General features: G+C 69.5%; 24 protein-coding genes. 11 read left to right on the top strand and 13 right to left on the bottom strand.

Annotation, left to right across the window (positions count from 1 at the left end; genetic code table 11):
- Positions 1-274 precede the first annotated feature (274 nt).
- Genes DCW30_RS10000 through DCW30_RS09990 form a run of 3 tightly spaced genes read left to right on the top strand, consistent with a single transcriptional unit; the run spans position 275 to position 2,281 of the window.
- The gene (locus DCW30_RS10000; RefSeq protein ID WP_076685205.1) at positions 275-937 is read left to right on the top strand and encodes a vitamin K epoxide reductase family protein; all 663 of its coding nucleotides are present in this window, start codon (positions 275-277) and stop codon (positions 935-937) included.
- Positions 934-1,371: a tyrosinase family oxidase copper chaperone gene (locus tag DCW30_RS38105; RefSeq protein WP_076685204.1), complete on the top strand. Its 438-nt coding sequence runs from the start codon at positions 934-936 to the stop codon at positions 1,369-1,371. The genes DCW30_RS10000 and DCW30_RS38105 overlap by 4 nt, the downstream gene beginning before the upstream one ends.
- A 37-nt stretch (positions 1,372-1,408) precedes the next feature.
- Positions 1,409-2,281, top strand: a complete 873-nt coding sequence (locus tag DCW30_RS09990; protein ID WP_076685203.1) for a tyrosinase family protein — start codon at positions 1,409-1,411, stop codon at positions 2,279-2,281.
- Positions 2,282-2,368: 87 nt separating this feature from the next.
- Here the strand turns inward: DCW30_RS09990 and DCW30_RS09985 are convergent, their stop codons facing one another.
- Positions 2,369-2,644 (bottom strand): chaplin, encoded by a 276-nt coding sequence (locus tag DCW30_RS09985; RefSeq protein WP_062774722.1) that lies wholly within the window; start codon positions 2,642-2,644, stop codon positions 2,369-2,371.
- Between the two features lie 203 nt (positions 2,645-2,847).
- A complete protein-coding gene (locus DCW30_RS09980) occupies positions 2,848-3,108 on the bottom strand; it encodes a hypothetical protein (RefSeq protein WP_123985604.1) in 261 nt (86 codons plus the stop codon).
- Positions 3,109-3,304: 196 nt separating this feature from the next.
- Here DCW30_RS09980 and DCW30_RS09975 point away from each other — a divergent pair, with 196 nt between their 5' ends.
- On the top strand, positions 3,305-4,519 hold the full coding sequence (locus DCW30_RS09975; RefSeq protein ID WP_076685201.1) for an FAD-dependent monooxygenase: 1,215 nt from the start codon (positions 3,305-3,307) through the stop codon (positions 4,517-4,519).
- A 265-nt stretch (positions 4,520-4,784) separates the two neighbouring features.
- Entirely contained in the window at positions 4,785-5,705 is a 921-nt protein-coding gene (locus DCW30_RS09970) for a DUF2382 domain-containing protein (RefSeq protein WP_076685200.1), read from the top strand.
- A gap of 163 nt (positions 5,706-5,868) precedes the next feature.
- Here the strand turns inward: DCW30_RS09970 and DCW30_RS09965 are convergent, their stop codons facing one another.
- The 4 genes from DCW30_RS09965 to DCW30_RS09950 form a co-directional block, all read right to left on the bottom strand.
- A complete protein-coding gene (locus tag DCW30_RS09965; RefSeq protein ID WP_232626783.1) occupies positions 5,869-7,092 on the bottom strand; it encodes a hypothetical protein in 1,224 nt (407 codons plus the stop codon).
- A complete protein-coding gene (locus tag DCW30_RS09960) occupies positions 7,085-7,303 on the bottom strand; it encodes a hypothetical protein (protein ID WP_076685199.1) in 219 nt (72 codons plus the stop codon). Before DCW30_RS09960 ends, DCW30_RS09965 begins: the two co-directional genes overlap by 8 nt.
- A gap of 425 nt (positions 7,304-7,728) precedes the next feature.
- Entirely contained in the window at positions 7,729-8,244 is a 516-nt protein-coding gene (locus DCW30_RS36645; RefSeq protein ID WP_162933569.1) for a hypothetical protein, read from the bottom strand.
- Between the two features lie 156 nt (positions 8,245-8,400).
- Positions 8,401-8,865: a DoxX family membrane protein gene (locus DCW30_RS09950; RefSeq protein WP_076685197.1), complete on the bottom strand. Its 465-nt coding sequence runs from the start codon at positions 8,863-8,865 to the stop codon at positions 8,401-8,403.
- A gap of 170 nt (positions 8,866-9,035) precedes the next feature.
- On the opposite strand from DCW30_RS09950, the gene DCW30_RS09945 reads away from it, so the two are divergent.
- A complete protein-coding gene (locus DCW30_RS09945) occupies positions 9,036-10,262 on the top strand; it encodes an amidohydrolase family protein (RefSeq protein ID WP_076685196.1) in 1,227 nt (408 codons plus the stop codon).
- Positions 10,263-10,348: 86 nt separating this feature from the next.
- Here DCW30_RS09945 and DCW30_RS09940 read toward each other — a convergent pair whose 3' ends face one another.
- The 7 genes from DCW30_RS09940 to DCW30_RS09910 all read right to left on the bottom strand — a co-directional run bounded on the left by DCW30_RS09940 (position 10,349) and on the right by DCW30_RS09910 (position 20,278).
- Positions 10,349-11,281 (bottom strand): FkbM family methyltransferase, encoded by a 933-nt coding sequence (locus DCW30_RS09940; RefSeq protein WP_103557445.1) that lies wholly within the window; start codon positions 11,279-11,281, stop codon positions 10,349-10,351.
- Positions 11,282-11,772: 491 nt separating this feature from the next.
- The gene (locus tag DCW30_RS09935; RefSeq protein WP_076685195.1) at positions 11,773-12,531 is read right to left on the bottom strand and encodes a glycosyltransferase family 2 protein; all 759 of its coding nucleotides are present in this window, start codon (positions 12,529-12,531) and stop codon (positions 11,773-11,775) included.
- 726 nt (positions 12,532-13,257) lie between these two features.
- Positions 13,258-17,313 (bottom strand): WD40 repeat domain-containing protein, encoded by a 4,056-nt coding sequence (locus tag DCW30_RS09930; protein ID WP_076685194.1) that lies wholly within the window; start codon positions 17,311-17,313, stop codon positions 13,258-13,260.
- 151 nt (positions 17,314-17,464) lie between these two features.
- A complete protein-coding gene (locus tag DCW30_RS36640; RefSeq protein WP_159043843.1) occupies positions 17,465-17,635 on the bottom strand; it encodes a hypothetical protein in 171 nt (56 codons plus the stop codon).
- 350 nt (positions 17,636-17,985) lie between these two features.
- Entirely contained in the window at positions 17,986-18,276 is a 291-nt protein-coding gene (locus DCW30_RS09925) for a hypothetical protein (protein WP_076689038.1), read from the bottom strand.
- A gap of 862 nt (positions 18,277-19,138) precedes the next feature.
- Positions 19,139-19,366 carry a hypothetical protein gene (locus tag DCW30_RS09915; RefSeq protein WP_076685193.1) on the bottom strand — a complete coding sequence of 76 codons (228 nt, stop codon included), beginning with the start codon at positions 19,364-19,366 and terminating at the stop codon, positions 19,139-19,141.
- A 213-nt stretch (positions 19,367-19,579) separates the two neighbouring features.
- Positions 19,580-20,278, bottom strand: coding sequence for a helix-turn-helix domain-containing protein (locus tag DCW30_RS09910; RefSeq protein WP_076685192.1), 699 nt, complete (start codon positions 20,276-20,278; stop codon positions 19,580-19,582).
- Between the two features lie 330 nt (positions 20,279-20,608).
- Between DCW30_RS09910 and DCW30_RS09905 the strand changes: the two genes are divergently transcribed.
- The 5 genes from DCW30_RS09905 (at position 20,609) to DCW30_RS09885 (ending at position 26,304) form a co-directional block, all read left to right on the top strand.
- Positions 20,609-21,286 (top strand): hypothetical protein, encoded by a 678-nt coding sequence (locus DCW30_RS09905; protein WP_079250047.1) that lies wholly within the window; start codon positions 20,609-20,611, stop codon positions 21,284-21,286.
- A gap of 61 nt (positions 21,287-21,347) precedes the next feature.
- A complete protein-coding gene (locus DCW30_RS09900) occupies positions 21,348-22,763 on the top strand; it encodes a ParB N-terminal domain-containing protein (RefSeq protein ID WP_076685191.1) in 1,416 nt (471 codons plus the stop codon).
- Positions 22,764-24,584, top strand: a complete 1,821-nt coding sequence (locus DCW30_RS09895; RefSeq protein ID WP_076685190.1) for a DEAD/DEAH box helicase — start codon at positions 22,764-22,766, stop codon at positions 24,582-24,584. It begins immediately after the preceding gene.
- A 266-nt stretch (positions 24,585-24,850) separates the two neighbouring features.
- Positions 24,851-25,804 (top strand): NaeI family type II restriction endonuclease, encoded by a 954-nt coding sequence (locus DCW30_RS09890; protein ID WP_076685189.1) that lies wholly within the window; start codon positions 24,851-24,853, stop codon positions 25,802-25,804.
- An 86-nt stretch (positions 25,805-25,890) separates the two neighbouring features.
- The gene (locus tag DCW30_RS09885; protein WP_237283556.1) at positions 25,891-26,304 is read left to right on the top strand and encodes a very short patch repair endonuclease; all 414 of its coding nucleotides are present in this window, start codon (positions 25,891-25,893) and stop codon (positions 26,302-26,304) included.
- Position 26,305: the final 1 nt, after the last annotated feature.

The following is a 26,305-nucleotide window of genomic DNA, read 5'->3' as shown; positions in this document are numbered from 1 at the left end:
CAGAGGGCCGGCTCCCTTCGACGGGCCGGCCCTCCGGCGTGCGCACGGGCGGTCAAGGCGTCCCGTACGGCCACCAGTTCGACCCGGAGCCGTCCTGAGCCCCACCGGTGTGACCCCATCGTGTGATGGCTGCCCGCGGCTCCGCCACCCGGGTGACAACGGAGCCGGTCGCGCCGCCGGGCGTCTATACGGTCTCCCCCATGACCACGACCACGACTTCCGGCGGCCCCCGCGACGCCGCGCACCGCCCGCCGCCGACGCCCGGCCCCGGCCGATGAGCGCCACGGAACTGCCGCTCCGGCTGCCGGCGCAGTCCGCGGGCGGGCGCGGCCCGGCCCCGGCGCCGCCCGCCGAGGGGCCCGGCCGGTGGTTCGGCGTGCTGCTCGTGGTCACCGGGGCGGCGGGGCTGCTCGCGGCGTGGGCCATCACGCTCGACAAGTTCAAGCTGCTCGAAGACCCGGACTTCCGGCCGGGGTGCAGCCTCAACCCGGTCGTGGCCTGCGGCAGCATCATGCGGAGCGAGCAGGCGGCGGTCTTCGGGTTCCCCAACCCGCTCCTCGGCCTCGTCGCCTACGCCGTCGTGGCCGGCGTGGGCGCGAGCGTGCTGGCGGGCGCCCGCTTCCCCCGCTGGTACTGGCTGGCGCTCAACGCGGGCATGCTCTTCGGCGTCGCCTTCTGCACCTGGCTCCAGTTCCAGTCGCTCTACCGCGTCAACGCGCTCTGCCTGTGGTGCTGCCTGGCCTGGGCCGCGACCATCCTCATGTTCTGGTCCGTGACGGCGCACAACGTCCGGCGCGGATTCCTCCCCGCGCCCCGGGGGCTGCGTACCGTCGTCGCGGAATGCGCCTGGGTCCCGCCCGCCCTGCACATGAGCGTCATCGGCATGCTCGTCCTCACGCGCTGGTGGGACTTCTGGACGAGCGGAACGGCGGGGTGAGCCGGCCGTGGGGCACGCACGGTGAGCCGGAACGGCTCGTCGACCGGGTGACGCGCCGTCACCTCCTCGGCGTCGCGGCCTCGGCCCTGCTCGCCGCCGCCGAGATCATGCGGACGCCCTGGGTCACGCGCGAACAGAGTCCGGCCCCGGCGCAGGCCCCGGCCGAGGTGCCGGACGGCCCGCCCGCCGGCTTCGACGAGATGTACCGGGGCCGCCGCATCCAGGGGGAGCCGGTGGCCGTGCGCGAGGGACGTACGCCGGAGAGCTGGCGGATCACCGTGGACGGCCGTCCGCTGGGCCTCATGCGCCGCGCCGACGGCAGCTTCCTCAGCATGGTCGACCACTACCAGTCGTACGACACCCCGCTGGCCGCCGCACGAGGCGCCGTGGACGAGATCGGCCCCCTGCAAACCCTGAGCGGCCGGCACCACTGAGTCCGGCGGCCCACCCCGGAACGCGGAACGGACGGACATGGCCCCCACGCGCAAGAACCAGAGCAGGCTGACCAAGGCCGAGCGGCGCAGGTTCGTCGACGCGGTGCTGAAGCTGAAGCGCCGGGGTGAGTACGACGCCTTCGTGCGCACGCACCTCGACTTCTACGTCTCGGACGGCGAGAGCCGCCTGCGGGTCGCGCACATGGCCCCCTCGTTCTTCCCGTGGCACCGCCGCTTCCTGCTGGACTTCGAGCGGGCGCTCCAGCGGATCGACGCGGGCGTGACCGTCCCGTACTGGGACTGGACGAAGGACCGGACCCCGGCGGCGTCCCTGTGGGGCGACGACCTGATGGGCGGCACGGGACGGGGGCCGGACCGCCGGGTCACGACGGGGCCGTTCGCCCGGGGGAGCGGCCACTGGGTCATCAAGGTGGGCGTCACCGACGGGGACTTCCTCACTCGCGACCTGGGGCGTCCGCGCGCCCCCATCGCCCTGCCGACCGCGCGGGAGGTGGCCGACGCGATGGCGGACCCGCGCTACGACGTCCCGCCCTACGACTCCACGGCACGCGCGGGTTTCCGCAACCGGCTGGAGGGCTGGACGTCGGCGCGGGGCGACGCGCGGTGGCGCAACCACAACCGGGTCCACCGCTGGGTCGGCGGGCACATGCTCGGCGGGGCCTCCGTCAACGACCCGGTCTTCTGGCTGAACCACGCCTTCGTCGACCTGCTGTGGGACCGCTGGCGCCGCCGCCATCCCCGCTCGGCCCCCTACCTGCCCGCGGAGCCGCCGGGCGCCGGCTCGTCCCAGTACCGCCGCGTCGTCGCGCGCCACGAGCGGATGCCGCCGTGGGACGTGCGCCCGGACGACCTCCTCGACCACCGCGCGCACTACCGGTACGGGGGGTAGCCCCCGGCGGGCCGTTCACCGGGGGCCGGTGGACCGCTCACCGAGGGCCGGCGGGCCGGCGGGCCGCTCGGGGCGGCCCGGGGGCACTCAGCGGCCGTAGCCGCCGTGGCCGTGCTCGTGCTTGCTGACGTTCGTGCACTCGTTGCCGAAGGCGGGGTTCAGCAGGCCGACGACGTTGACGGTGTTGCCGCAGAGGTTGATCGGGGCGTGGACCGGAACCTGCACGACGTTGCCCGAGATGGCGCCGGGGGAACCGACGGCAGCGCCCTTCGCGTCCGCGTCCGCCATGGCCATGCCCGCGCCACCGAGTACGACGGCACTGGTACCGAGGGTGGCGGCGGTGACCTTCGCGATGCGAGACATCACGTTCTCCTTTGACTTGGTGAGCGCGGCTGCCTACGCGCAGCCGCACCCTCGTTAACGCCCCGCGTCAACGTGAAGTCACGGCAAGGAGTGCCGCGACCGCCATGAACAAGGACATTTCGCAGATGAGATGGCACGCAGAGTGGTCGCGTGGAGGAGAGGGACGTCGCGTGGTGGTTCGGCGCCGCTCGCCCCGCGCGGTGTCACATGCGCCCGCCGACGACGCACGAGCTGCCGTACCGCCAGTCGCAGGCGGGCGAACTCCCGACGGAGGCGTCCCGCACAGAGGTGTCGTGGACGGAGGCATCCCGTACGGAGGCGTCCCTTGCGGACTTGCTGCTCTCGGAGGTGGTGGTCACCGCCGGGGAGGGCCCCGTCGGCGTGGCCGCCGCGGACACGATCCCCAGCGGGGGGACCAGGGCCAGCGCGAAGATCAGGAGCGGCCTGGTGAGGTGAGCCGACACGTCCGGTCTCCTCGTGATCGACGTAACCCGAGACAGAGTGATGGTGCACACATCTCACCCAAGATCGCATGCCGATCACTTTCGGTGAGCGGCGGTGGGGTGACGTGCGGCGACACTGCCGCGCCCTGGGCGGCGGAGACGCCACGGGCGGCTACTTTATGTCACCGTTCCGCTTCCCTCGGCGACAGGAGTCCCCGTGAAGATCGATTGCGTCGGCGGAGGCCCCGCATCCCTGTATCTGGCCATCCTGGCGAAGCTCAAGGACCCGGCCCACGAGGTCACCGTCCATGAGCGGCACGCCGAGGGCGCAAGCCACGGCTGGGGCGTGACCTTCTGGCCGGACCTCCTGGAGGAGCTGCGGGCGCACGACCCCGAGTCGGCCGCGGTCATCGCCGAGCGGTGCGTGAGCTGGCGCGGCGGCTTCGCCCACGTCGGCGACAGGACCACCGCGCACGACGGCGATCTGGGCCATGCCATCGGACGCCACGAGATGCGGACGATCCTCGCGGACCGGGCCCGCTCCCTCGGCGTGCGCCTGGCGTTCGGCACCGAGATCGGCGGTCGCGGCGACCTGCCGGACGCGGACCTGGTCGTCGCGGGCGACGGCGCGCACAGCAGGCTCCGCACGGCGCACGCGGAGCACTTCGGCACCCGGGTGACCACCGGCGCCAACCGCTTCATCTGGCTCGGCACGACCCGCGTCTTCACGGCCTTCACCTTCGCGTTCGTGGAGACCGAACACGGCTGGATCTGGTGTTACGCGTACGGGTACAGCGGCGGGCACAGCACCTGCGTGGTGGAGTGCTCGGCGGCCACCTGGACCGGCCTGGGCTTCGACCGGATCGCCCACACCGACGCCCTGCGGCTGCTGGAGAAGCTGTTCGCCGAGCCACTGGACGGCCACGGGCTGCTCGGCCGCGACGACATCGAGGGCCACGCGCAGTGGCAGGCGTTCCCGACGGTCACCAACGCCACCTGGTCCCACGGCAACCTGACGCTGATCGGCGACGCCGCCCACACCACGCACTACTCCATCGGCGCGGGCACCACGCTGGCGCTCCGCGACGCCGCGTGCCTGGCGGGGGAGCTGAGGGGCGTGGGCCCGAGGGAGCTGCCCGACGCCCTCGCGCGCTACGAGCGCCGCCGCAAGCACGCCCTGCTCGCGGTGCAGAGCGCGGCCCGGCACAGCGCCCAGTGGTACGAGAACCTGCCCCGCTACATCGGCATGCCCCCGGAGCGGATGTTCGCGCTCCTCGGCCAGCGCCACTCGCCGCTGCTGCCCTATGTGCCGCCGCAGATCTACTACCACCTGGACCAGACGGTCGGCCGACTCAACTCCCTCCGCTGGCTGAAGCAGCGGCTGGGGCCCCGCGTGGCCAGGGCGCTGCAGGGCCGGCGGCCGGAGTCCTGACGGGCGGAGTCCCGACGGCCGGTGGCCCATGGATGCAAACCCCAAGTGTTCACCCGTTCGGACCCTCGGGGCCGAAACCGCTGTGACCGGCTCGATCGCCTCGGTTGCCGGGGCGGAGAACGCGGGCGAGCCGTTCCCCGCACGCTCCGTGACTCCCCGCCTTGCGGGGCGGGCCGGGGCGGCGCGCGATGGACCTTAAGAGGCGTGCGTCGTTCCGTGGCGGATCGGATTTCGCCCGTCGCATGCTCAAAGGGAGTGATCACCCATGACGCAGGGCGAGGCCTTCACCAACCCTGACGCGCTCAAGGGCCTGACAGCCTATGACCGGACCGGCGAGAAGATAGGCAGCATCGAACGGGTCTACCTCGACGACCGCAGCGGCCGCCCCGAGTGGGTGACCGTCAAGACGGGCCTCTTCGGTATGAAGGAGAGCTTCGTGCCGCTGTCCGGGGCGCGCCTCCAGCAGGACGCCCTGCACGTCTCGTGCACCAAGGAGGCCGTGAAGGAGGCGCCGCGAGTCGACGCCGACCAGCACCTGGAGCCCGGTCAGGAGCACGAGCTGTACGCGCACTACGGCCTGTCCCGCCCCGGCATGGGCACCACTGGCACCGGTACGGGCACGGGCATGGGCGCCGCCGGTACGGCCGCCGGTACGGGCACCGGCATGGCCGCGGGCGAGCGCCCGATGGCCGGAGCCGCCGGTGGCCGCGAGTACGCCATGCGCGGCAAGGAGCGCGACGACAGGGCGCAGGACATGATCCGCTCCGAGGAGCGGCTGCGGGTCGGCACCGAGGAGGAAGAGGTCGGCCACGCCCACCTCCGCAAGACGGTGGTGAACGAGGACGTCACGACGTCCGTGCCGGTCACGCACGAGGAGGTCCGCGTCGTCCGCGAGCCGATCCGCGAGGGCGACCGCTCGCGCGCCAACATCGGCGAGGCGGAGACGGAGGTGACCCTCCACGCCGAGCACGCGGTGGTGAGCAAGGAGTCCGTGCCGGTGGAGCGCGTCCACCTGGAGACCGAGCGGGTCACGGAGACCGAGGAGGTCACCGGCACCGTCCGCAAGGAGCAGATCGAGTTCGACGACGGCACGAAGGACAGCCGCCGCCGCGGCATGAAGGGCGACCGCCGGGGCACGAAGGGCACCGACGCCTGGCGCGAGGGCAAGCAGGGCCCGAACCACTGACCCGCGCCCAGGGCCACCGGCCCCCCGGCAGAGGCCCTCACCCACCGGGTGAGGGCCTTCGCCATGTCCGACCGGGGCCGGGCCGCGCCGCCGCCTGCCCCTGCTGCCTCGCCGCGCCACGCGTCGTGTCCGATGAGCGGCCGATGACCACGCCCCATCGGGCTCAGACGATCGACTTGATGGTCCTGTCCGCGTACCGCAGCGTCTCGTCGATGGTCCTGCCCATCTCACGCACGGCGTCGGGCCGTGCCGTCAGGAGGGCGCTGACGTTGATGCTGCTCACAGCGAGGAGGCAACCGGCCACGGTCAGGAACTCCCGGTACCGCTCCTGCCCCTCATGCCCGAGCGATGCCCAGTGCCGGGGCTCCGGCGGCAGATTCACCCTCCACTTCTCGAGGGCGTGGGTGCCGTGGACGCTGACGTACTCCATGATCTCCGTGGCGCGATGCAGTACGTCGATCATCGCGTCGAAGCCCCGCTGCGACTGGTCCAGAGCCGCCTCCGCGGCTTCGACCTCGGTTCGGAGACGCTCCTCCTCCTTCTTGTTCCGACGCTGCCTCACGACGTAGAAACCTGCGGCGGCCAGCGCTGCCACCGGGGCGGCGACCATGCCGGTGAGCAGGAGGGTCCCACCGGCCATCCCCGCACCGCCGGCGGCCAAAGTGCCCCCTCCCAGGAGGGCCAGAGTCGCGTTGGTCGCGGCCACCCCGGACAGCGTGGAGATGGCTGCTCCCGTGGAGGCGGTCCCGAACAGCGCGGCGGCCGTGAACGCGCCGTAGGCCGCGGCGCCGCCGACCGCCGCACCCGCCGCGCCTCCGGCGGCGGCACCGCGGATCGCGTTGGCGATCCCGACGGCCATGGCCTCGACACGTATCGCGGTAGGGATCTCGCCCGCGGTCTCGATCTCCTCCTCGCCCGGCATCTCCGGCTCGGGCGCCTCGCCGATGCTCTCGGCCAGCTCCACGAATCGCAGGAAGAACTCGTCGCGGGCGGCATCATGGACACGGTTGAAGGCTTCCCCGTCCTCCTGGGTGATCCTCGACCGCTCGGCCGCCTTCTCGGTGATCTCGGCGTGACGCCTCTTCGTCTCCGCGACCTGGTCCCGCAACTTCACCGGCCGCCGGCCCCGCTGACGGGCGAGGGAACCGGTCCGGTCCTCCGCCTCCTGCGTGAGTTGCGCGGGTGTCAGCCGGAGCGCGAGGGCGATGGCGGCCAGACGGTGCTCCCCGGGGCTCACGAGCCCACGCTCGATCCGGGAGATCGAGACCGCGCCGCCCTTCCCGTAAGCGGCCCGCTCGGCCAACTCCTCCTGGGACATGGAGGGAGTCCGCGCCAGCCGGTGCTCGCGGATCACGAGCCCCATCGCCTCTGCGCTGAAGTCACTCACCGGTTCCGGTCCTCTTGGCCAGCGGACTGTGGCGACGCCAGGAGGACCGAGCCTCACGTGCCAGCACACCGCCGGAGCGGAGAGCCTGGACGCCGTCCTCCGCGAACTGCTTGGCCGCCTTGACGACCACCGGGTCACGACGGACTTTGTCGGCCGTCTGGATGTTCTGGGCGGCGGTGAGGGTGAGGTGGGCGAGGTTGAGACGAGACATGGCGGCAGGCCTTTCGTCGCTGGTGACGCCTGGGCCCGTGCAACATAGCCTCGCTTAGTGTTCGGCGTCCGCACTATGGCGATACTGCCCGCGGTCAGCCGGGTTGCCCGACAGGATCGGATGCCGGCCATGCGCAGTGACCGTGGGTGCCCGCGTCCCCGGAGCGCTCTCCGGGGAGAGCCCACTTCAGCGCGCCGGCGCCGTGGCGCTCATCGAGGGCGGCTTCGATCCGGTCGATGCCGTCGAGGGACCTGACGGCGTGGAAGCCGACGTCCCGGACAGCGACGTGGCCGTCACGCCGTCCACCGGATCGGTCAGTCGTCCTCGTCGCAGCAGGTGCCGTCCTCGTCGACGTCGCAACCGTTGCTCGCGGCCCTGGCCCCGCTCTCCCAGCGGGAGGGGCCCGGGGCACCGCTGTGCCGGCATCAGAGGTGGAGCATCGTCATCATCTCGGGGCTGCGGGTGCCGGTGGAGACGGCCGGCACGGTTTCCCCGGGGCGGATCCATCCGGCACGCTCGGCCGCTGCGACGGCAGCCCTCTCCGCGGCGTCGGCCTCCGCGTTCAGGCGCTCGTCGGTGCCGACGTGTTTCGCGCCGGCGGCCGGCGAGGCCTTGAGCACTGCCTGGCAGGCGGCCACTGCGGTCCCCGCGGCGTCGTCGACGAGCTGCGCCGTCTGAGAGGCCCGCGCGGCCGAAGCCGCAGCGTTCCGTGCGCAGCGGGAATCCGCGGCCGTGTCGGGCGCGCTCTCCGAGAGGACGGCAAGCGCCTGCGCCGCGACACGCGCCGCGTGAGCGGATCTCCAGACGGCGTCGGCGTGCTCCCCGGACCCGCGCCGCTCGACGTAGCGGCTGAGCGCCGCCGCGCTCCCGGCCCGGGCCGCGTGGCCCGGCCGCAGGGCAGCCGCGGCTGCCTCCCCCTCACCGTGCTCGTGCTCGTTCACCGGCACCTCCATGCCCGCGCGGAGCGACGGAGCGTGCCACCCCGCCCTCGTCCGACGACGTCCACACCGGTGGACCGCGGATGTGCCGGGCAGGGTGGCACGGTGCCGTGCAACTGACCAGAGCCGGTGTGCACGCCGCAGCGCGATCGTCGCCGCTCACGGGCGTGCTCCCGGCTGGAACAGCCCGAACACGTCGTCCAACGACCACACCTGCCAGCCCACCGCGAAGAGAACGACGACGGAGATGAGAGCCATCATCAGGTTCTGGCCCTGCTCGGCCCAGTCGTGGATCATCAGCACGAAGTAGACCAGGTTGAGCATCAGGCCGCCGACGAGCGCGATCGGTGTGAGCGCGCCGAGGACGAGACCCAGGCCGAGCGCCAGCTCCGCGTAGGCCACGATGTAGGCCATCAGCCGTGGCCGGGGTCTCACCGCCAGGTCGAAGCCGGAGCGGACGAACTGCCAGCGGTGCTTCTCGGCGATGCCCACCGCCCAGCCGATGCCGCCTCCGGTGAACCACGTCTTCTTGTCCTTGTGGCGCCAGCTCTCCAGCCACCACAGGCCGAGGCCGATCCTCAGCACGGCGATCCACTCGGCGCCGCTGAGCCACATCGTCCGCATCGGTCGTCCTCCTCGGCCGCACCTGACGGTACGTCAGTTCAGCGGGTTCCGCCCGATCGCGCAAGGGGTCCGGTTTCCGGCGGGCCGTTGCCGTCATCGGTGTGAGCCCATAACCTGAATCTGATGGATCGTCAGATACGGACAGGGGCAATCGGCAGGTAGTAGGGGGCATGGCAGTGGAGAACAACGAGGTCGGAGCCACAGAGCTCCCCCGCGTCATCAGCGTGGACGACCACGTGATCGAACCCGCGCACCTCTTCGAGAAGTGGCTCCCGAGCAAGTACCGCGACCGGGGCCCGAAGCCCTTCACCGCAGGTATCGGCGAGCTCGAGTACATCGGCGGCAAGTACAGGTTCACGACGGACCCGGAAGGGCAGGTCACCGACTGGTGGGAGTACGAGGGGGAGATCTTCCCGTACAAGCGGATCATCGCCGCTGTGGGCTTCTCGCGGGACGAGATGACGCTCGACGGCATCACGCGTGAGCAGATGCGCCGCGGCTGCTGGGACCCGAAGGCCCGGCTGGCGGACATGGACGTCAACCATGTCGAGGCCTCCCTCTGCTTCCCGACGTTCCCGCGCTTCTGCGGGCAGACCTTCTCCGAGGCCAAGGACAAGGAGGTGGGGCTCGCCTGCGTCCGGGCGTACAACGACTGGATGGTGGAGGAGTGGTGCGGTGACAGCCGCGGCAGGCTGATCCCGCTGTGTCTCATCCCGCTCTGGGACGTGGACCTCGCCGTCGCCGAGATCAAGCGCAACGCCGCCCGCGGGGTGCGAGCGGTGACCTTCAGCGAGATCCCGACGCACCTCGGGCTGCCGTCGATCCACTCCGGTCACTGGGACCCGTTCTTCGCGGCGTGCGAGGAGACCGGGACGGTGGTGAACATGCACATCGGTTCGTCGTCGCAGATGCCGGCGGCGTCACCCGACGCGCCCCCGGCCGTTCAGGCGTCCCTGAGCTTCAACAACGCCATGGCATCGATGATGGACTTCCTCTTCTCCGGCGTCCTGGTGAAGTTCCCGCGCCTCACACTCGCGTACAGCGAGGGGCAGATGGGATGGATCCCGTACGCCCTGGAGCGCGCCGACGACGTCTGGGAGGAGCACCGGGCCTGGGGCGGGGTCAAGGACCTCATCCCGGAGCCTCCGTCGTCCTACTACTACCGGCAGATCTACTGCTGCTTCTTCCGGGACAAGCACGGTATCGCCTCGATCGAGACGGTGGGCGTCGACAACGCCACCTTCGAGACCGACTATCCGCACGTCGACTCGACGTGGCCGCACACGAAGGCGGTGGCCGAGGATCACGTCGGCCACCTCCCCAAGGACGTGGCGTACAAGCTGCTCCGTGGGAACGCGATCCGGATGCTGGATCTGCCGTTCGACCGGGGCCTGTAGGGGCGGCCACGGGTGGTGAGCCGGTGGGACCCGGCCCCGCCACCGGGCAGAAAGGGGTCGGACGGCGGGGCTGAGCCCGAACCGGGTCAGCGCAGCGTCTCGGCGTCGATACGGGAGAAGACCAGCTCGGTCTCACCGACGATGGGGCCGCGCCAACGGACCGGAGGCTCCGGCCGGCGCAGGGCGCGGGGGTAGTTCTCCGGCCGGTAGTCGGTCGGCAGCCGGTAGGTGTGAAAGCCGTGCCGAGCCATGGTGTCCAGCAACTCGTCGATGGAGTCGCCGAGCTGGGCCATGCGGTCCGGAGTGACCTCCACGGCGATCTCCGCGTCCGGGCGGAGCTCCGCGAGGGCGGGGGCCAGCCCCCTGATGACGCCGCCCTCGGCGCCCTCCACGTCGATCTTGATCACGCGGGCCCTGCCGAGTTCGCCCTCGTCCAGGACCTCGGGCAAGGGGAGCGCCGCCATCTCGAAGCTGGACTCGGCCGGACCGTCGTACGGGACGATCGAGTTCGCGCCCATGTTGTTCGAGCTGGCGAGGACGAAGGTCAGCGTCTTGTGGCTGTCGGAGACCGCCGCGTTGACGGCACGCACGTTGCCGCAGTCGTTGAGACGGATGTGCCGCAGCACGCGCTCGTGGAAGGCGGGGGACGCCTCGATGGCCACGACCTGTCCCGCGCCGCCGACGAGTCGTGATCCCAGGACCGCGAAATATCCGATGTTCGCGCCGACGTCGATGAACGTGTCTCCGGTGCTCAGCCGGCTCCGCAGCCACCGCGTCATGTGGGGCTCCCACACCCCGTAGAGGCTGATGAACCGCTGGATGAGGTCTCGGGAGTCACACGCGAAGCGCGCCCCGAAGCGGGCCTCGACCACGCGCTGCCGCGGGTGGTCACGGAGGTACGGGTTGAGGTAGCGGGCGGCGAGCAGGCCCTTGAGCAGCGAGCCGGGTGCGTTGCGCACGTAGCCGCGACCGAGCGTGGCGAGAAGCTCCGACGCGGGGCGGGGGGTGGCGGGAGGCATAGCTGTGACCGTACGAGTGCGCGGAAGCCGCGGCAAGATCGGGTGGGGTCCGGGGCGGCAGCGTGCAGATATAGGCGCAGGCCGGGAGGCTGAGCCGCTGGCGGACGGCCGGTCGGGGGAGCTGACGCTGCCGGCGGCCATCCGGGCGGGACGGTTGACGCTGGCGGCGGCCGGCTGGCCGGGGCAGTTGACGCTGCCGGGGGGGCGCCCGGGCGGGGAAGTGGGCGCTGCCGAGGGACACCCGACCGGGAGGGCTGACGCTGTCGGCGGGCACCGGGGCGGGACGGTTGACGCTGGCGGCGGCTGGCTGGCCGGGACGGTTGACGCTGCCGGGGGACACCCGACCGGGAGGGCTGAAGCTGCTGGCGGGCACCCGGGCGGGACACCCGACCGGGACGGCTGACGCTGCCGGCGGATGGCCGGGCGGGCGGGACAGTCGATGTCGCCGTGCCCGCGGCCTCCCGCGAGACGGCCTACGAGACGCAGGTCGATCAAGAGCCGACGGGGTAGCGCCACTGGAAGTGGCCGAGTGCTCGCGCCCTGGCCTCGACCACGGCCATGCGCGCGTCGCGCTCCGCCGTGTCGACATGCGCTGCCTGGCCGGTCACCTGGCCCTCCCACTTGCGGTAGAACAGGCCGACCTCCGACGAGAACCAGCCGCGTGACGTGGAGTTCAGGGCGAGCAGAAGGCCCGTGTCCTCGGAGGCCGGCAGGGCCATCCAACCGCCCAGGGCCACGAGCAGGTCGCGACGCACGAAGAGGGTCGCCGGGTGCACCTGTGCGCGGTAGTCGTGAGACGCCCAGTGGTCGAGCACTTCCTGGCGCTCGACCGGCCCGGGCTCCGGGTCGCCGGGGAAGCCGACGGTGGAACCGTCGGGGAGGAGATCGAGCGCGCGCGACGTCGCCCAACCGATGGTCCGATCTGCTTCGAGGGCTGCGAGGTCGCGGGCCAGCGCGCCCGGCGCCAGTTGGTCATCGGCGTCCAGGACCTTGACGTACTCGCCGTCCGCGTGGGCCAGGGCGATGGTGCGGGCAAGCCCGGGGCCTCCGTGACGCCCCTGCCGGAACGTGATCCGGCCGTCGTCGGGGACATGGGGCGCGACCTGATCCGTCTTCCCGTCCTCCTGGATCAGCCAGTGCCACTCCCAGCCGGCAGGCAGCTCCTGCTCGCGGATGGACTTGTACGCGTCAGCCAGGAAGTGCGCCGACGGTGCATGGACGGCCGTGACGATGACGATGCGCCGGCTCACGGCTCACCACCTTTCCGAGGGAGTCGTGAACAGCGTTTCCGTGCGGCAGACCCGCCCCCTCCGCCCTCCTGAACCGCCGGAGGCCGGGCCGTCACACGCTCTTCCGACGCGGAGGCCCCGGTCCTTCGTGCTCACCGTCTCACCGTCCCGTCGCTCAAGCACGCTTCAGCGTACGACTCCTCAAGCGGGCTCAAGGCTGCGCCTCTTGAAGAGTGATGGCGCGCGGACACGGCGGCCCACCCCTGGCCGTACGCGCTGCGATTTCCGTGAGCTCGCCGGCCGCTGCGCCGGATGAGCTGCTCGGATCGGGCCGGCAGTCGGCGTCCAAAGCTGAATTCTCCGCGGTTTCAAGCCAACATCTAGGCCCGGCCCGATAAAAAATCTAGCCGGGCTTGAGGTGCGCGTTATGCGAGGCCTGTGACACGAAGCGTGGCCCAACCACTCAGTGGGCTCGCGGGTGGTTAGCGGGTGATGTCAAAATGTGGACCACCTGGCCGCCGTTTTACCACGCATCGGGAACTGGGCGCCTTGCGGACGGGCGCCCCCACACCGGCCGCTGAGCGACGAGGGTACGGAAGTGCCCGACCGCTGGCGACGGGGGATGCACCAGCGATCGGGCTAAGGCCAACGGTAACAAGGCTGTTGAGGTAAGGGGAGGCAACTGCTCCGTCAAAGTGGGGCGTTGTGACCGGGATCACGCGGCCTGGTCTGCAGGGGAGAGATTCGCTACTCGTCGCACGGCGGCGCGTAGGAGAGGCGAGGCAGATACTCCTGCCATTTCTCCCGGGTGAGAACACCGAGAGTGGCCGAGCAGATCCGGCGAATCGCCTCGTCGGTGTCCAGGTTCCAAAGCCGGACGGTATCCGTGCCACTCGAAACTCCGATCATCTCGCCCCGGGGGCTGAACGACAGGAAGCTGCCCGTCTTGGCGTTGGGGCTCATGGACTGGCCGATGGGGGAGGCGTCAGAGGGGCGGGCGACATCCCAGAGCCGGACCGTGTTGTCGTCGCCGCCACTCGCCAGAGTGTGACCGTCCCTGCTGAACGTCAGCGACACCACCGCGTCCGTGTGGCCTGTGAGTGCGGAGCCCGCCTGGGCCGCCTTGAGCGGATCGGCGACGTTCCAGAGGCGGACCGTGCCGTCGTCGCTGCCGCTGGCCAGCGTACGGCCGTCCGGGCTGTAGTCGAGCTCGTTGATGGGGCCCAGGTGCCCCCGGAGGGGCTTGCCGATTCGTGAGACATGGCGGGGGTCGGCGACGCCCCAGAGGCGGATCGTGCCGTCCGCGCTGGCGCTGGCCAGGGTCCGTCCGTCTCTCCCGAAGGCGAGGGAATTGACGTAGCCCTTGTGGCCCGTGAGCGGCGCGCCCAGCTTGCGGAGACGTGACGGGTCGCCGGCGTCCCACAACTGGATGGTGCGGTCCGTGTCGGCGGTCGCCAGTGTGCGCCCGTCCGGGCTGAAGGCGAGCGCGGCCGCGAACCGCGTCCGCAGGGCCACGGGCGGCCCCTCGGGCTCGGGCCGCGTGGGATCGGAGACGTCCCAGAGCTGCACTGCGCGGTTTCCCGTCAGTACCGCCAGGGTGTGGCCGTCGGGGGAGAACACCGGCGCACGGACCTCGCCGTCCCGGGGCGTGAACGGTTTGCCCAACGCCACGGGGCGATTGGGGCGCTCCACGTTCCACAGCCGGAGCCGTTCGTCGCGCGCGGCGGTGGCGAGCACCTTCCCGTCAGGGCGGAACGCCCCGATCCTGCCCACCACGTCCGACGTCGGTATCGACCACAGGCGGACCTTGTTGTCGCCGCTCCCCGTGGCGAGGGTTCGCCCGTCGGGGCTGAAGCCCAGGGCGTAGATCTCCCCGCTGCTGCCCGCGAGAGGCTCGCCGACCTGCGACGGATGTGCCGGGTCACGGACGTTCCACAGGCTCGCCGTGCTGTCCGCGCTGGCGGCGGCGAGCATGGTCCCGGCGGGGTTGAAGGACACGGACCACACCGCGCCGGTGTGGCCGGTCAGCGGCGCGCCGAGGGGTTTCGCACGGCGGGGGTCGCGCACGTTCCAGAGACGGACGGAGTTGTCTCTGCTGCCGCTTGCGAGAGTGCGTCCGTCAGGGCTGAAGGCCACGGAGTGCACGGTTCCCGTATGGCCGGTCATCACCTTGTCGACCGGCTTCGGATGATGTGGATCGGTCACGTTCCACAGGCGGATCGTGCCGTTGTCGCCACCGGCCGCCAGTGTTCCGCCGTCGGGGCTGAAGGCCACGGAGCGCACAGCGGCGGTGTGGCCGGTCAGCCTGCGGAGCGGCTTCGGCCGGCTCGGGTCGCGGACGTTCCACAGACGTACGGTGTGGTCGTCCCCGGCCGAGGCCAGCGTGCGCCCGTCGGGAGTGAAGGCGACCAGATAGATCGCGCCCTTGTGACCGGTCAGGGGAGAACCCAGCGGACGCGGGTGGCCGGGATCGCGCACATCCCACAGCCGGACCGTGCCGTCGTCCGAAGCGGTCGCGAGGGTGTCGCCGTCCGGACTGAAGACCGCACTGCTCACCCAGCTCTTGTGGCCGGTGAGGGGCTTGCCCAAGGGCTTGGGACGGGACCGGTCCGACACGTCCCACAGCCGTACGGTCCTGTCGTAGCTGGCGGTGGCCAGGAACCGTCCGTTCGGGCTGAACGTAGTGAGGTAGACGGCCCCCTTGTGGCCGAGGAGCTGCGTGGCCAACGGCGCGTTCACGATCGAGAGCAGCCGGTTCTGCGTGTCCTCGTCATCGGGCCGCAGATCATGTGCCACCAGGTCGAGCTGAGCCGACAGCGACGGATCCGTGTCCTGGACCCGATCGGCCTCGGCGACCACTTGCTCGAACACCGCGTCGTCTCGTTGCCGCCACGCGACGACCGCGGAGACGACGGCCACCATGGCGAGGACGACCAGGACCGCCACCGCGCCCCGGATGATCAGGACCGTGCGCCTACGGAGTCGGGCCGAGGCGGCCAGGAACTCCACCGCGCCTTTGGTCAGGAACGTGCCCCCGGCGGTCTTCCTCCAGGCACGGGCTTGCTCGAGACGGGAGCCCCGGTAGAGCAGCGACGTATCGCGGCCGGAGTCCTCCCAGGCCCTGCCGTCCTCCTCCAGGCGCTGGCGCAGCAGGTTGTCGTTCCTGTCCTCGTCGATCCAGTCACGCAGACGAGGCCAGGCGTGGAGCAGCGCCTCGTGTGTGATCTCCACGGTCTCGGCGTCGAGGGTCACCAACCGAGCGCGTACCAGTGCTTCGAGCGATTCCTCGGTCTTGCCGGGGTCCGTCGATTCCTCGGCCAGTTGCCGCCGCGCGCCGCGTCTGCGAGTGGCCTGCGTGTCCTCGCCGAGCCGGACCAGCCTGAGCAGGAGCAGGCGAGCGGCGGTGCGCGCGGCCGGGTCGAGGTCGGACCAGGCACGCTCGGCGCTGGCCGCGACCGCCCCCTGTATCCCTCCCGCCGCGCGGTAGCCGGCCAGCGTCAGCCTGCCCGTCTTCCGCCGCTGCCACGTGGCGAGCAGGGCATGGGAGAGGAGCGGAAGCACTCCCGCGTCGTGCGTCCCGCGGGGCCCGTCGGTGCTCACTTCCCGGATGATCAGTTCCGCGAGCCCTGGTTCCAGTTCGAGACCCACGGCTTTGGCCGGTCCGGTCACGGCTTCGCGCAACTCCGACGTGGTCAGTGGCCCGAGCACCATGTGCCGGTGCTGCAGGGCGTCGGCCAGTTCGGGATATCTGAGGCACTGCTCATAGAAGTCGGCTCGTATGCCCAGGACCACGAGCGCGGGAGCCGGCTCACCGGTGGCGCTCGGCGCGCTCGCCGCCTGGAGGAGCTGGATGAAGGCACGCTTGCTCGCCTCGTCGGAGGAGAGGGTGAACGTCTCCTCGAACTGATCGATGATGAGGACGGGGCGAGCGGTCGAGGACGTCTGGCGTCGGGCCCAGGCCGTGACGGCTTCTTTCACCGCCTCGGCGAAAAGCGGAGTACCAGCTTCCCGCACCGTTGCTGCGGCTGCGGCTGCCGCTGCCGTTTCTGTTGCCGCTCCCGTCTCCTCGGTGGCGGAAACGGCATGAGCGAGCTCAGGTATCCGGCGGGTCAGCTCGGCGAGAGGGTCGGCTCCCGGTACGAGCTGCAGCACCGGGCCGGGTCGGCCGCCCTCGTCGCTCAGCACGCCGTTCTGCAGTGCGGGCACCAGGCCGGCGTTCAGAAGGGAGGACTTTCCCGCCCCTGAAGCGCCGACGAGCATGACCAGGCCGCCCGTCTTCTCCGCGGCACGCAGCTGGGCGACAAGGGCGTCTGTACTCCGCTTGCGGCCGAAGAACCACCGGGCGTCCTGCTGTCGATACGAGGCCAGCCCTCGGTAGGGGCACACACTGTGGACGGCAGCCGGGGCGTCGCCCTGGAGCCGTTCCTGATCGTCCGCGAACGCGGGGGCGGAGCGGCCGTTGGCGGGGTCGGCCACCGCGCGCTCCCAGAGGAGCTGCCACTGGGCCATGTCGTACAGGCCGGCGGACACCGGGACGGGCCGCTCGCGACGTGCTTCCGGGATCAGCACATGGAGCACCGCCGAGAGAGCGGCGAACTGGGCGGGCACGTTCTTGGCCCGGCGCCAGTCGCTGATCCGCTGGGCCGATACCCGTACGATCCGCCCGCGCTCGTCGACCCGCGGGTGCCGGACGACGGCTTCGGCCACGCGCTGGAGGGGAGGATTGCCGGCTTCCTTGTACAGCAGCGCGAGACGCTCCGCGAAGGCTGTGCGTGCCCCTGAGTCGGGACTCAAGGCCTCCACCCCTTACTTCCCCCGCACATGGACATCCGGACCGGAAAACTCACTTTATACGCCTGACCTGCGGTTACGGGGGCCGAGCAACGACGGAACCTCCTCTTCCAGCGCCTCGACTGGCAGGATCAGGAATCGGTAGCGAGCCAACCGCGCAGCGTCAGGGCAGGTCACCAGCACGACGTGACTCGCCCAGGTGAATCGCGACGCTGCACGCCCTCGGCTGGTTTTCGCCGATCACCTCCGGACCGTTGTCGCGTGGACTGCGGATCCGCCTTTCCTCGATCCGCGCCGATACGCCGACATGACGCGGATCGATGCAGTGCGTCATTCGGTACCGGTCCCCACAGGGGAGGGACCGGTACCGGATCGACGCGGCCAGGACCGAGCCCGGCCGTCACGGGACCGCCTGGGGCCGACACCCTCACTCGCCGCACCGAGCCTTCCCGAGGCAGGGGCTCGGCGGGGGGCAGACAGCGGACCAGGCCCGGCTTCCATGTCTGGAAACCGGGCCTGATCGCTGGTGTTTCAGCTGCCGGGTCGGCGGAGATCTCGCAGGCGTCCGCCGCTGCCGGCCGGTGTTGTCACGCGGTCAGACACTCGGGCCGCCTGATCTCGGGCCGCCTGGTCTCAGGCCGCCTGATCTCGGGCCGCCTGGTCTCAGGCCGCCTCTCGGCCGGCTCAATGGCGTTCGTGGAGCCGCTTGACCTGCTTGACCCAGAAGCCGAACTTCTCATCCGCCGACGCGCTCATGGGGAGAAGCTGGAGTTCCTTGGCCAGCTGGTAGAAGCCGGAACCGGCGTCGTTGGCCCCCAGGTAGTTCACCAGGGCCGAGAGCATGAGAGGCGGGTCCGAGGGGGCGATCTCCTGGTCGCGCTCCACGATGAGCCCGAGCAGATGCCCCATCGCGGCCCGCTCGTCAGCACGCTCGAAGTCGAAGGGACGGCACCCTGTCCGCCTGGCCACAGTCACGTTGAGCTCGGTATACGAGGTGAGCCTGCCCAGCTTCGCTCGCTCGACGAGAAAGCCCCGACCGGCATGTACCAGTTCGTCCCATTCGCTGTCCGCGCGGCCGTATCCAGACATTCCCGCCCCCTGAGCTACGTCGATCTGTGAGACGGAACGTACAGCGCCGGCACAACGCCCACAATCGCTCAATGGGTTGATCACCGCAGGTCCGGGTCACGGGTCACGGCGGGGAACACCTCATCGCTGAGGAGGTCTACCGGAGGCACATCCGGCCCATGATCCAGACCGTTGCGGTGGTCATGGACGGCATCTTCGAGCGGGGGCCGGAGTGGTAGGCATGCGGATGGACACGCATGCGAAACAGGTGAGGCACCTACGGATATCCGTAGATGCCTCACCTGGTGTTTCAGCTGTCGGGGTGGCGGGATTTGAACCCACGACCTCTTGGTCCCGAATGGGGTTCGGGTGGCGATCTTGCCAGCGTGGATGGTGTTTGCGCTGGTCAGGGCGTCGGGATGTCGTGGTCTCGGAGGGGCTCGGGGGGGGGGGCGGGTTGGCTCCCAGATGGCTCTCAGGGGCGCAGCCACTACTCGTCCTCGTCGACCTGTGCTCGCAGCATGCTGCGTTCGAGGGTAGGCAGATGGCGGTAAGGGGGCTGGCCTCTGCGCCCTGTGAGGTCGATGGTGTCGTGTGCCGGCTGTCTGCTGGGGGCAGGTCAGCAGCCCGGCAGTGTGCCGCACCCGCCGATATGCGCGGGTGCCGCACACTGCTTGATCGTTCAGCTCGCCGTCGTTAATGCGGCCGGTCGGTCATCGCCTGCTCCCTGGGGGAGGAGGAGCCGCGGGCCGTGAGCGGTGAGCAGACCTCAGTGGTTGAGGTACCGAGTGGCCACGATCTGGATGATGACGCCGCCGCCGGCGAAGGCGGCCCCCTTGAGGAGCTGGATCACCAGCGTCCAGCGGAGGAAGCGGAGTCGGCGACGCGTCTTCTCCCAGAGGGGGCCGACGCGTCCCAGGCCGTCGGCGTCGCGGAGCCGCAGGCAGGCAGCCTTGATCTTCCTGGTCAGTCGGCCCAGGAGGGCCTTACTATTCAAGATGGAACTCCTAGTTGGTCATCGATCTAACGGGCGTTTCGGCAGGGGAGGTCTCGGTCGCGGTTTGCCGACCCTTCAGGCCGAGCCTTCCCTGCGCCGCCGGGGGTGCGCGGCAGTAGCCATTAAGGGGGCGGGAAGACCCCTCGCGCCTATTTCTGAACATGCGTGTTTCCTGTTTCTGGCTCGGGGGAGGATTAATCATTCAAGATGATGCTAGCGGAGTGCACCGAGAGTGATCGCGATTTCCGTCGAGTCCCTTCCTGCTGATTTCGCAGAACGGATCAGAACCTCCATTTCGGTCTTCATCCCTGCACGTGCAAGGATGTCGGCATATGTGCCGATATCCCCTTCGCTCAGCGCAGCTCCCAGACTCTGCAGATGAGCCACGCGATCGACGTCGATCATCGTCGCCAGATGCGTGGGTAGATCCGGGTTCATCTGTGCCGTCCTGTTGCGCCGGTCCCCCTTGTCGGCAGAGGCATCGCAGGAACTGTTGCGCCGGTCCCCCTTGTCGGCGGCGCTGGAATGCGCGTTGCGCCGGTCACCTTGGGCTACCTTCTCGTCGCAGATGCACTTGCCCGCGCATCGACGGCAGGCCGACTTCCGTGCGGCCTGGAGGAGCGGCTCGAGTGCCGCGAACTCATGGGCCAGGGCGGCGGCATTCCCGTCGCCTGCCACCCCCTTGACCGCCAGCCCGGACATCTCCTCGATAACTGCCGGGTGCGGAAGCCGCCGCCCGTTGAGCCAGTGGGAGAGGAGCGGCGGCGAGATGTGCAGCGCCTTCGCCTTCTGGGCCATCGTGTCGCCGGGGCGGACGTGGTGGATGAGGAGCTTGAGGGCGTTGGCGAACGCCTGAACCTCCTCCGTGGCTTCGGGTGCACAGGTGGTGCTAATCGATCCAAGTGACGGCATGCCAAACGAAACCTTCCGCTCGCTCGAATTTGCCTATGGGGAACCGGTGATCAACGGAAGCCTAGCCACTCCCCGGCTCGGTGGTGCACGGTTCCATGTTTTTCCCTGACTACTTTTTTGTGGGAGAGTTTGGCACCTTTAATGCCGACAAATAATGCCAAAACGGATCTTTACGGACACTTTCTCTTTCCTTGTTTGTGTAAAGATCGCTCATCGCTGGAATGAAGGTGTGGTGCCGTGCTACTAATGAATGTCCGCAGCCCGCAGCCCGCTGCCCACCAGTTCCACCCCGTGCCTCCCCGCCGGGAGGCCCCCGCGAATGGAGATGTCATGCCGTCCTGGCAGGATGCCGGCCTCGGAACAATGAAGCGAGTGGCTCTGTGGCTGGTCTCCGTAGTCGGCGAAGGCAACACCTTCACTAAGGAGGAGCTGCGGGCAGCCTTCCCTGGGGTGTCCCAAGTCGACCGCCGCATGCGAGATCTGCGGGACTTCGGTTGGCGCATCGATACCAACAGGGAAGACGCGGGATTGGACTCCCATGAGCAGCGCTTCGTGAAGCCCGGCGACCCCGTCTGGGAGCCCGGTCGCGCTACCCGCAAGTCAGGCACGATGGCGATCGGCGCAGCGCGTCGGCGCGAGGTGTTGGCTAGGGACGGGTACATGTGCCGCTCCTGCGGCATCACCCCCGGCGAGACCTACGCCGGCACTTATGAGGCAGCCCAGCTCGACATCGCCCGCCGGGATGTGGTGAAGGCGGACGGTACCAAGGCCACGGAACTGGTCACCGAGTGCAAGCGATGCCGCGTGGGAGGCAGGTTGCTCACAGCGGATCTGGAGAAGGTGCTCACGGCAGCCGCTGCGCTCGGCTCAGCCGAGCGCAGCGTACTGTCCGGTTGGGTGGCGGCCGACCGGCGGGAGTTCAGCCGCCTGGAGCAGATCTGGAGCGACTACCGCTCTCTGCCTGAGGAGTCACGGGCGCAGCTCCGGGCGGAGCTGGGACTCGGCTGAGCACACGCCGGCAGCACGGAACAACCCTCGTAAGAACGCGAACGAAAGCAGGAGCGAGTACATGGCCAAGGGCTACGGTCTGCCGCCGGGTGCCGAGGAGAACCGCGCCCTCGTCCAGTCCCGGTTGGAGGAGATCGCGGCCGGCGGCGGCCCCCGGGAGACCTTCACTGTCGAGTGGCGGGGTGGTCCGGAGCATCTGGAAGTCATCCAGATGCCGGTGGGCAACCTCTACTACAACCCGGCAACCCACCGCATCCGCGCACAGGCCGACCACGACCCGAAGCAGGCGGCAGCGCTCGCGGACGACCCCTGGACCAGCGACAGCCAGGCATACCTTGACCGCCTCCTGCAAGTGCTCCCGGCAGACCCCGCCCGGACTGACCCTGAGTTCGACGAGCTGACAGCGAGTCTGAAGGAGTACGGGCTAACCGATCCCGGGTTGATCACTCACGAAGGCATCCTCGTCAACGGCAATACCCGGCGCGCTGCTCTGATGCAGCTCTACGGCCCCACTCATGCCATGCGTGTTGCCGTTCTGCCGCCCTCCTGCGACTGGCAGGACATCGCCGCGATCGAACTGTCGCTCCAGCTGCGCAAGGAGCACCGGCGGGACTACTCCTACATCAACCGGCTGCTCGCGGTTCAGGAGCTAGTGGACCAAGGCACGCCCCTCGCTGTCATCGCTGCTACTTTCCGCACGACCGCGGAGCGCTGCCGGCAGGACCAATGGGTACTCGCCCGCATCGAGTCGCTTATCGAGCGAAGTAAGACGGCCGGTGAGCAGCTGTCCTTGGTTGCGTTCGAGGACCAGGCTGAGAAGTTCCGCGAACTGCACCGCGCCTACGCCAAGCAGTACGCGGTCAACCCCGAGAAGGCTGAGCTGCTGCTGGAGAATCGGTTGGCGGCCATGCTCCTTGGCTTCGCCAAGACCGATGTCCGGTTCATCGACCACGACTTCCGCGACCGCTACCTCTCCGAGATCCTGCCGGACAGCGAAGTCCCGACCGAGCCCTCATCGGGGGTGGCCATCCCTGGTTTGGGGCGGGCCGTGAAGGGCCCGTCCGCCGCCCTTGGCGCAGCCAAGGCACTGACAGACGCAGTCCTGCACGCGCGAGCTGTCAGCCGACCGGGCAGCGCGGCTTCGCCGGAGGCTGCGGCTGAAGCGCAAAGGGACGTCAATCGGCTGCGTAAGGCGATGGATCAGGCCCTCGGCGATGCCGGCCGCGACGCGCGTATCAAGAAGCGCAAGCAGGCAGCACCTGCTCGCCTTGCCGACGCAGGTCGCGACATCGAGCAGTGCGTCACCGACCTGGTCATGTCCCGCGCGCAGCGAAGCCTGGATGAGGAGTCGTTCGACGATGCCGTCACTGACCTGCGGCAGAAGCTGGAAAAACTTGCTATCGAGGCCAAGCGCACTGTGCAGCAGCCCGGTGACGGCGTGACCTGGCTCCTCGAGACGTTCGGGAAGGCGCAGTAAGTGGCTGACGAGCCCAGTCTGACGATTGGCTTCGACGTCACGCGTACGCAGGCTGCGCTGCGGACAGTGCCTGCCTGCCGCAGCGCGCTCGGGCAGATGGTGGCCGGCTTCCCCAGCGGCCGGATGACCGACAGGCTCTCGGCGGCTGTCCCTATCGACAGCTTCCTCGCCAGCCTCAACGCTCTCGGTGCCTGGCCCCGGCCGGACAGCGTCGTATGGGAGGACGACTTCCGCCTCCTAGTCACCGAGATGCTCGACACGGCGGACACGGCGGAACGGCTCCTCAGCGGCTCGCCCGACGAGAACACCGTCGAGCCGGAATCGGTCCCGGCCTTGTTGAGTGGCGACTGGACCGGCCCTCTCACGCCATTCCAGCTCCGCGACATAGCTCGACTGCTCTCAGTCGGCCACGGAGCCAATTTCAGCGTTCCCGGCGCTGGCAAGACCCGTGTCTCCCTCGCTGTCTTCTCTGCGCTCCGCCAGCGCGGAGCGGTGGCGCGCATGCTCGTGGTGAGTCCCAAGTCCGCCTACGAGGCATGGCAGGATGAGACCAAGCGATGCTTCTCCACCCGGCTCGATGTGCAGGTGCTGGGCAAGTCAGTGCCGGCGTCTGCGGACATCCTCCTGGTGAACTACGAGCGTTTGGACCGGGCTCTCGCCGGGCTGTCGCAGTGGTTGAAGGCGGCTCCGGCAATGCTCATCCTCGATGAGGCACACCGCATGAAGCTCGGGGGAGCAGGGGTGTATGGTGCCGCCTGCATGGCGCTCGGCCCCCTCAGCCGAGTCCGGATGATCCTCACCGGCACCCCAGCCCCCCAAGGCGCCAAGGACCTGGAGAACCTGCTTTCCTTCGTCTGGCCCGGCCATGGCCGACGCGTGGTCACCCAAGCTGTTGACGGTGGCGACCTCGCCCATGCCAGCCGAGTACTGCGCCCCCTTTATACGCGGACGACCAAGGAGGAACTGGGGCTGCCCCCGGTGGAGACGCGAGTGCGCCGAGTCCCGATGCCGCCACTGCATCGCGAGATCTACGACGCGCTGGTGGGCAAGCTCTCAGCCAGGGCGGCCGCAGACAGGACTGACTTCGAAGCCCTCGGCAAGACGGCGCTGCGCCTGCTGATGGCGGCGACGAGCCCGTCCCTGATCGTGGCGGGTTCTACACGCCACGAGCCGCTCCACTTCCGCGTCCCACCATTGGAGGTGGCTGAAGGGGAATCGCTCTCAACGCTCCTCCGCCGCCTCCCCGACTACGAGCTGCCGCCCAAGTACCAGGAGGCTCTCTCCATCGTCTCTGCCAATGCCGCGGCTGGACGCAAGACCCTGGTGTGGACCAGTTTCGTGCGCAGCATCACCTCGCTCCAAGCACTGCTGGCGCCGTTCCAGCCAGCGGCAGTGCACGGAGGAACCCTCGATCGGGAAGCTGAGCTGCGCCGCTTCAGGGAAGATCCGGACTGCAATGTCCTGATTTCTAATCCGGCGACCCTCGGCGAGGGCATCAGCCTCCACCAGGTCTGCCATGACGCGGTCTATGTAGACCGTGATTTCCAGGCAGGCCGGTTCCTGCAGAGCCTCGACCGCATCCACCGTCTCGGCCTCGCCCCGGACACGGAGACGCGGGTCACGGTCCTCACAGCCGAGGGAAGCATCGACGAGGTGGTGGCCCTTCGACTGGCGGAGAAGCTGGACTTCATGGGGCGGATCCTTGACGATCCGGAGGTGCAGCAGCTGGGCGACCCCGAGGAGGAGCTCCCGTTGGCCGCAGGGATGGACGCCGCCGACGTGCGAGCACTTCTCGAACACCTGGGGGCGGGAGCGGCCTAGCGGGGGCGGGATCTCGACTCACAGTCCCGCGTTGCAGCAGTGCCTCGAAGGCGTCGGCTTCTCGCTGCAGCACCATGCGCCCATGAAGGCCAGGATCCGGCCGCCTGCATCCAGGTCGGCCTCCGCAAGGAGCCCCAGCAGCAGGGACACACGGCCTTCGTCATCAATCTGCAGTTCTGCTGGTTCGCTTATCACAATCGAAGTTTGCCAGCTTCCGTGGGAGGGCTTGGCTGCCCCGCAGCCCGGCTCCCGGATAGAGTCCCGCCGTGGACGGCGAAGCGATCAGTACGCAGGCGGCCCTATGGACTGTTGACGAACCGGGCGATCCAGAGCTGGATGCCGTTGCGCAGCAGATCCTCGCTGCCGACCCGCACGGCGGGAGGTTTGCAGGGGCGATCCGGCGGAGCATCGACATGCTCCTGGACGGCCAGCACACCGGCCGCTTCCGGTGGGACCAGCTGTACAAGACAGAGAAGGCTCACCTGGGCACGCTGATCGAGATCAATGTCCAGCGGGAGTTCGGCTTCGACGACGGCATCAGCATGGATTACTCCATTGCCGGCACCGACGTCGACTGCAAGTACTCGCAGACGCTCGGCGGGTGGATGGTGCCGCCAGAGGCCCTCGGCCACCTGCTGCTTGTCGTCTGGGCCAGCGATGATGAGTCCCGCTGGTCCGCTGGCCTCGTACGCGCACTGCCAGCAAGGCTGAACAGCGGCGGCAACCGGGACGCCAAGAAGACACTCAACGCCGCAGGGCGGTCCGCTGTCCGGTGGCTGTTTCACCGGGCGCCCCTCCAGGAGAACATGCTGCTGCGGCTCTCCGAGGCCGACATCAAGTCGATTTTCTCCCACAAGAGCGGCCAGCGCCGAGTGGATGATCTCTTTGTGCGAGCTCAGGGCCGACGGGTCAGCCGCACTGTCGTCGCCACAGTGGCGATGCAGGAGGACTACATGAAGCGCGTCCGCTACAACGGCGGCTCGCGCTCAAGGCTCCAACCCCGCGGAATCGTCATCTTGGGCCACTACTCCAGCCACGGCCGGATCGCTGAATTGCTCGGGTTGCCCGTACCGTGCTCAGGCGAGTCGGTGAGTGCGAGGCTTGCGGCTGCCCGTCCCCATCATGGGGAAGCGCCGAGAATAGAGATGGACGGACAGGAATGGGTCCTCGCCAGGCCGGACGATCCGGAGGAAGCCGTCCCTAAGCTGCCGGAGATATGAGCGAGCAAGGACAACCAGAAGCACCGGCCGTGCAGTGGGCACCGCCGGAGGGGTCGTGGGCGTCGTCGGCTGCGAACCGGCGGAGCATGCTCGGCAACCGGAATCGCGATACCGCACCCGAGCTGCTCCTCCGCTCGCTTGTCCACGCCGCTGGACTGCGCTACCGGGTGGCTGCAAAGCCGCTTCCAAAGATGCGCCGCACGGCCGACATGGTCTTCCGCCCTGTGAAGGTGGCCGTCTTCATCGATGGCTGCTTCTGGCACGGCTGCCCGGAGCACTTCGTGATGCCCAAGACGAACCGGCCGTACTGGGAAGACAAGATCGGCCGGAACGTCCAGCGAGACCGGGACACGGACAACCGCCTCGCGGAGGCAGGCTGGCTGGTGCTCCGCTTCTGGGAGCACCTCGAACCAGAGGCGTGTGCCGCCACTGTCATTGAGGCAGTGGCCGCCCGGCGGCAGGAGGTCGAAGCCTCGAAGCATCCGAGGAAGATCTCCTGAC

Origin of the sequence: Streptomyces alfalfae (assembly GCF_004127445.1) — a bacterium.
Classification (GTDB): domain Bacteria; phylum Actinomycetota; class Actinomycetes; order Streptomycetales; family Streptomycetaceae; genus Streptomyces; species Streptomyces alfalfae.
This window is presented reverse-complemented; position numbering and strand designations above follow the sequence as displayed.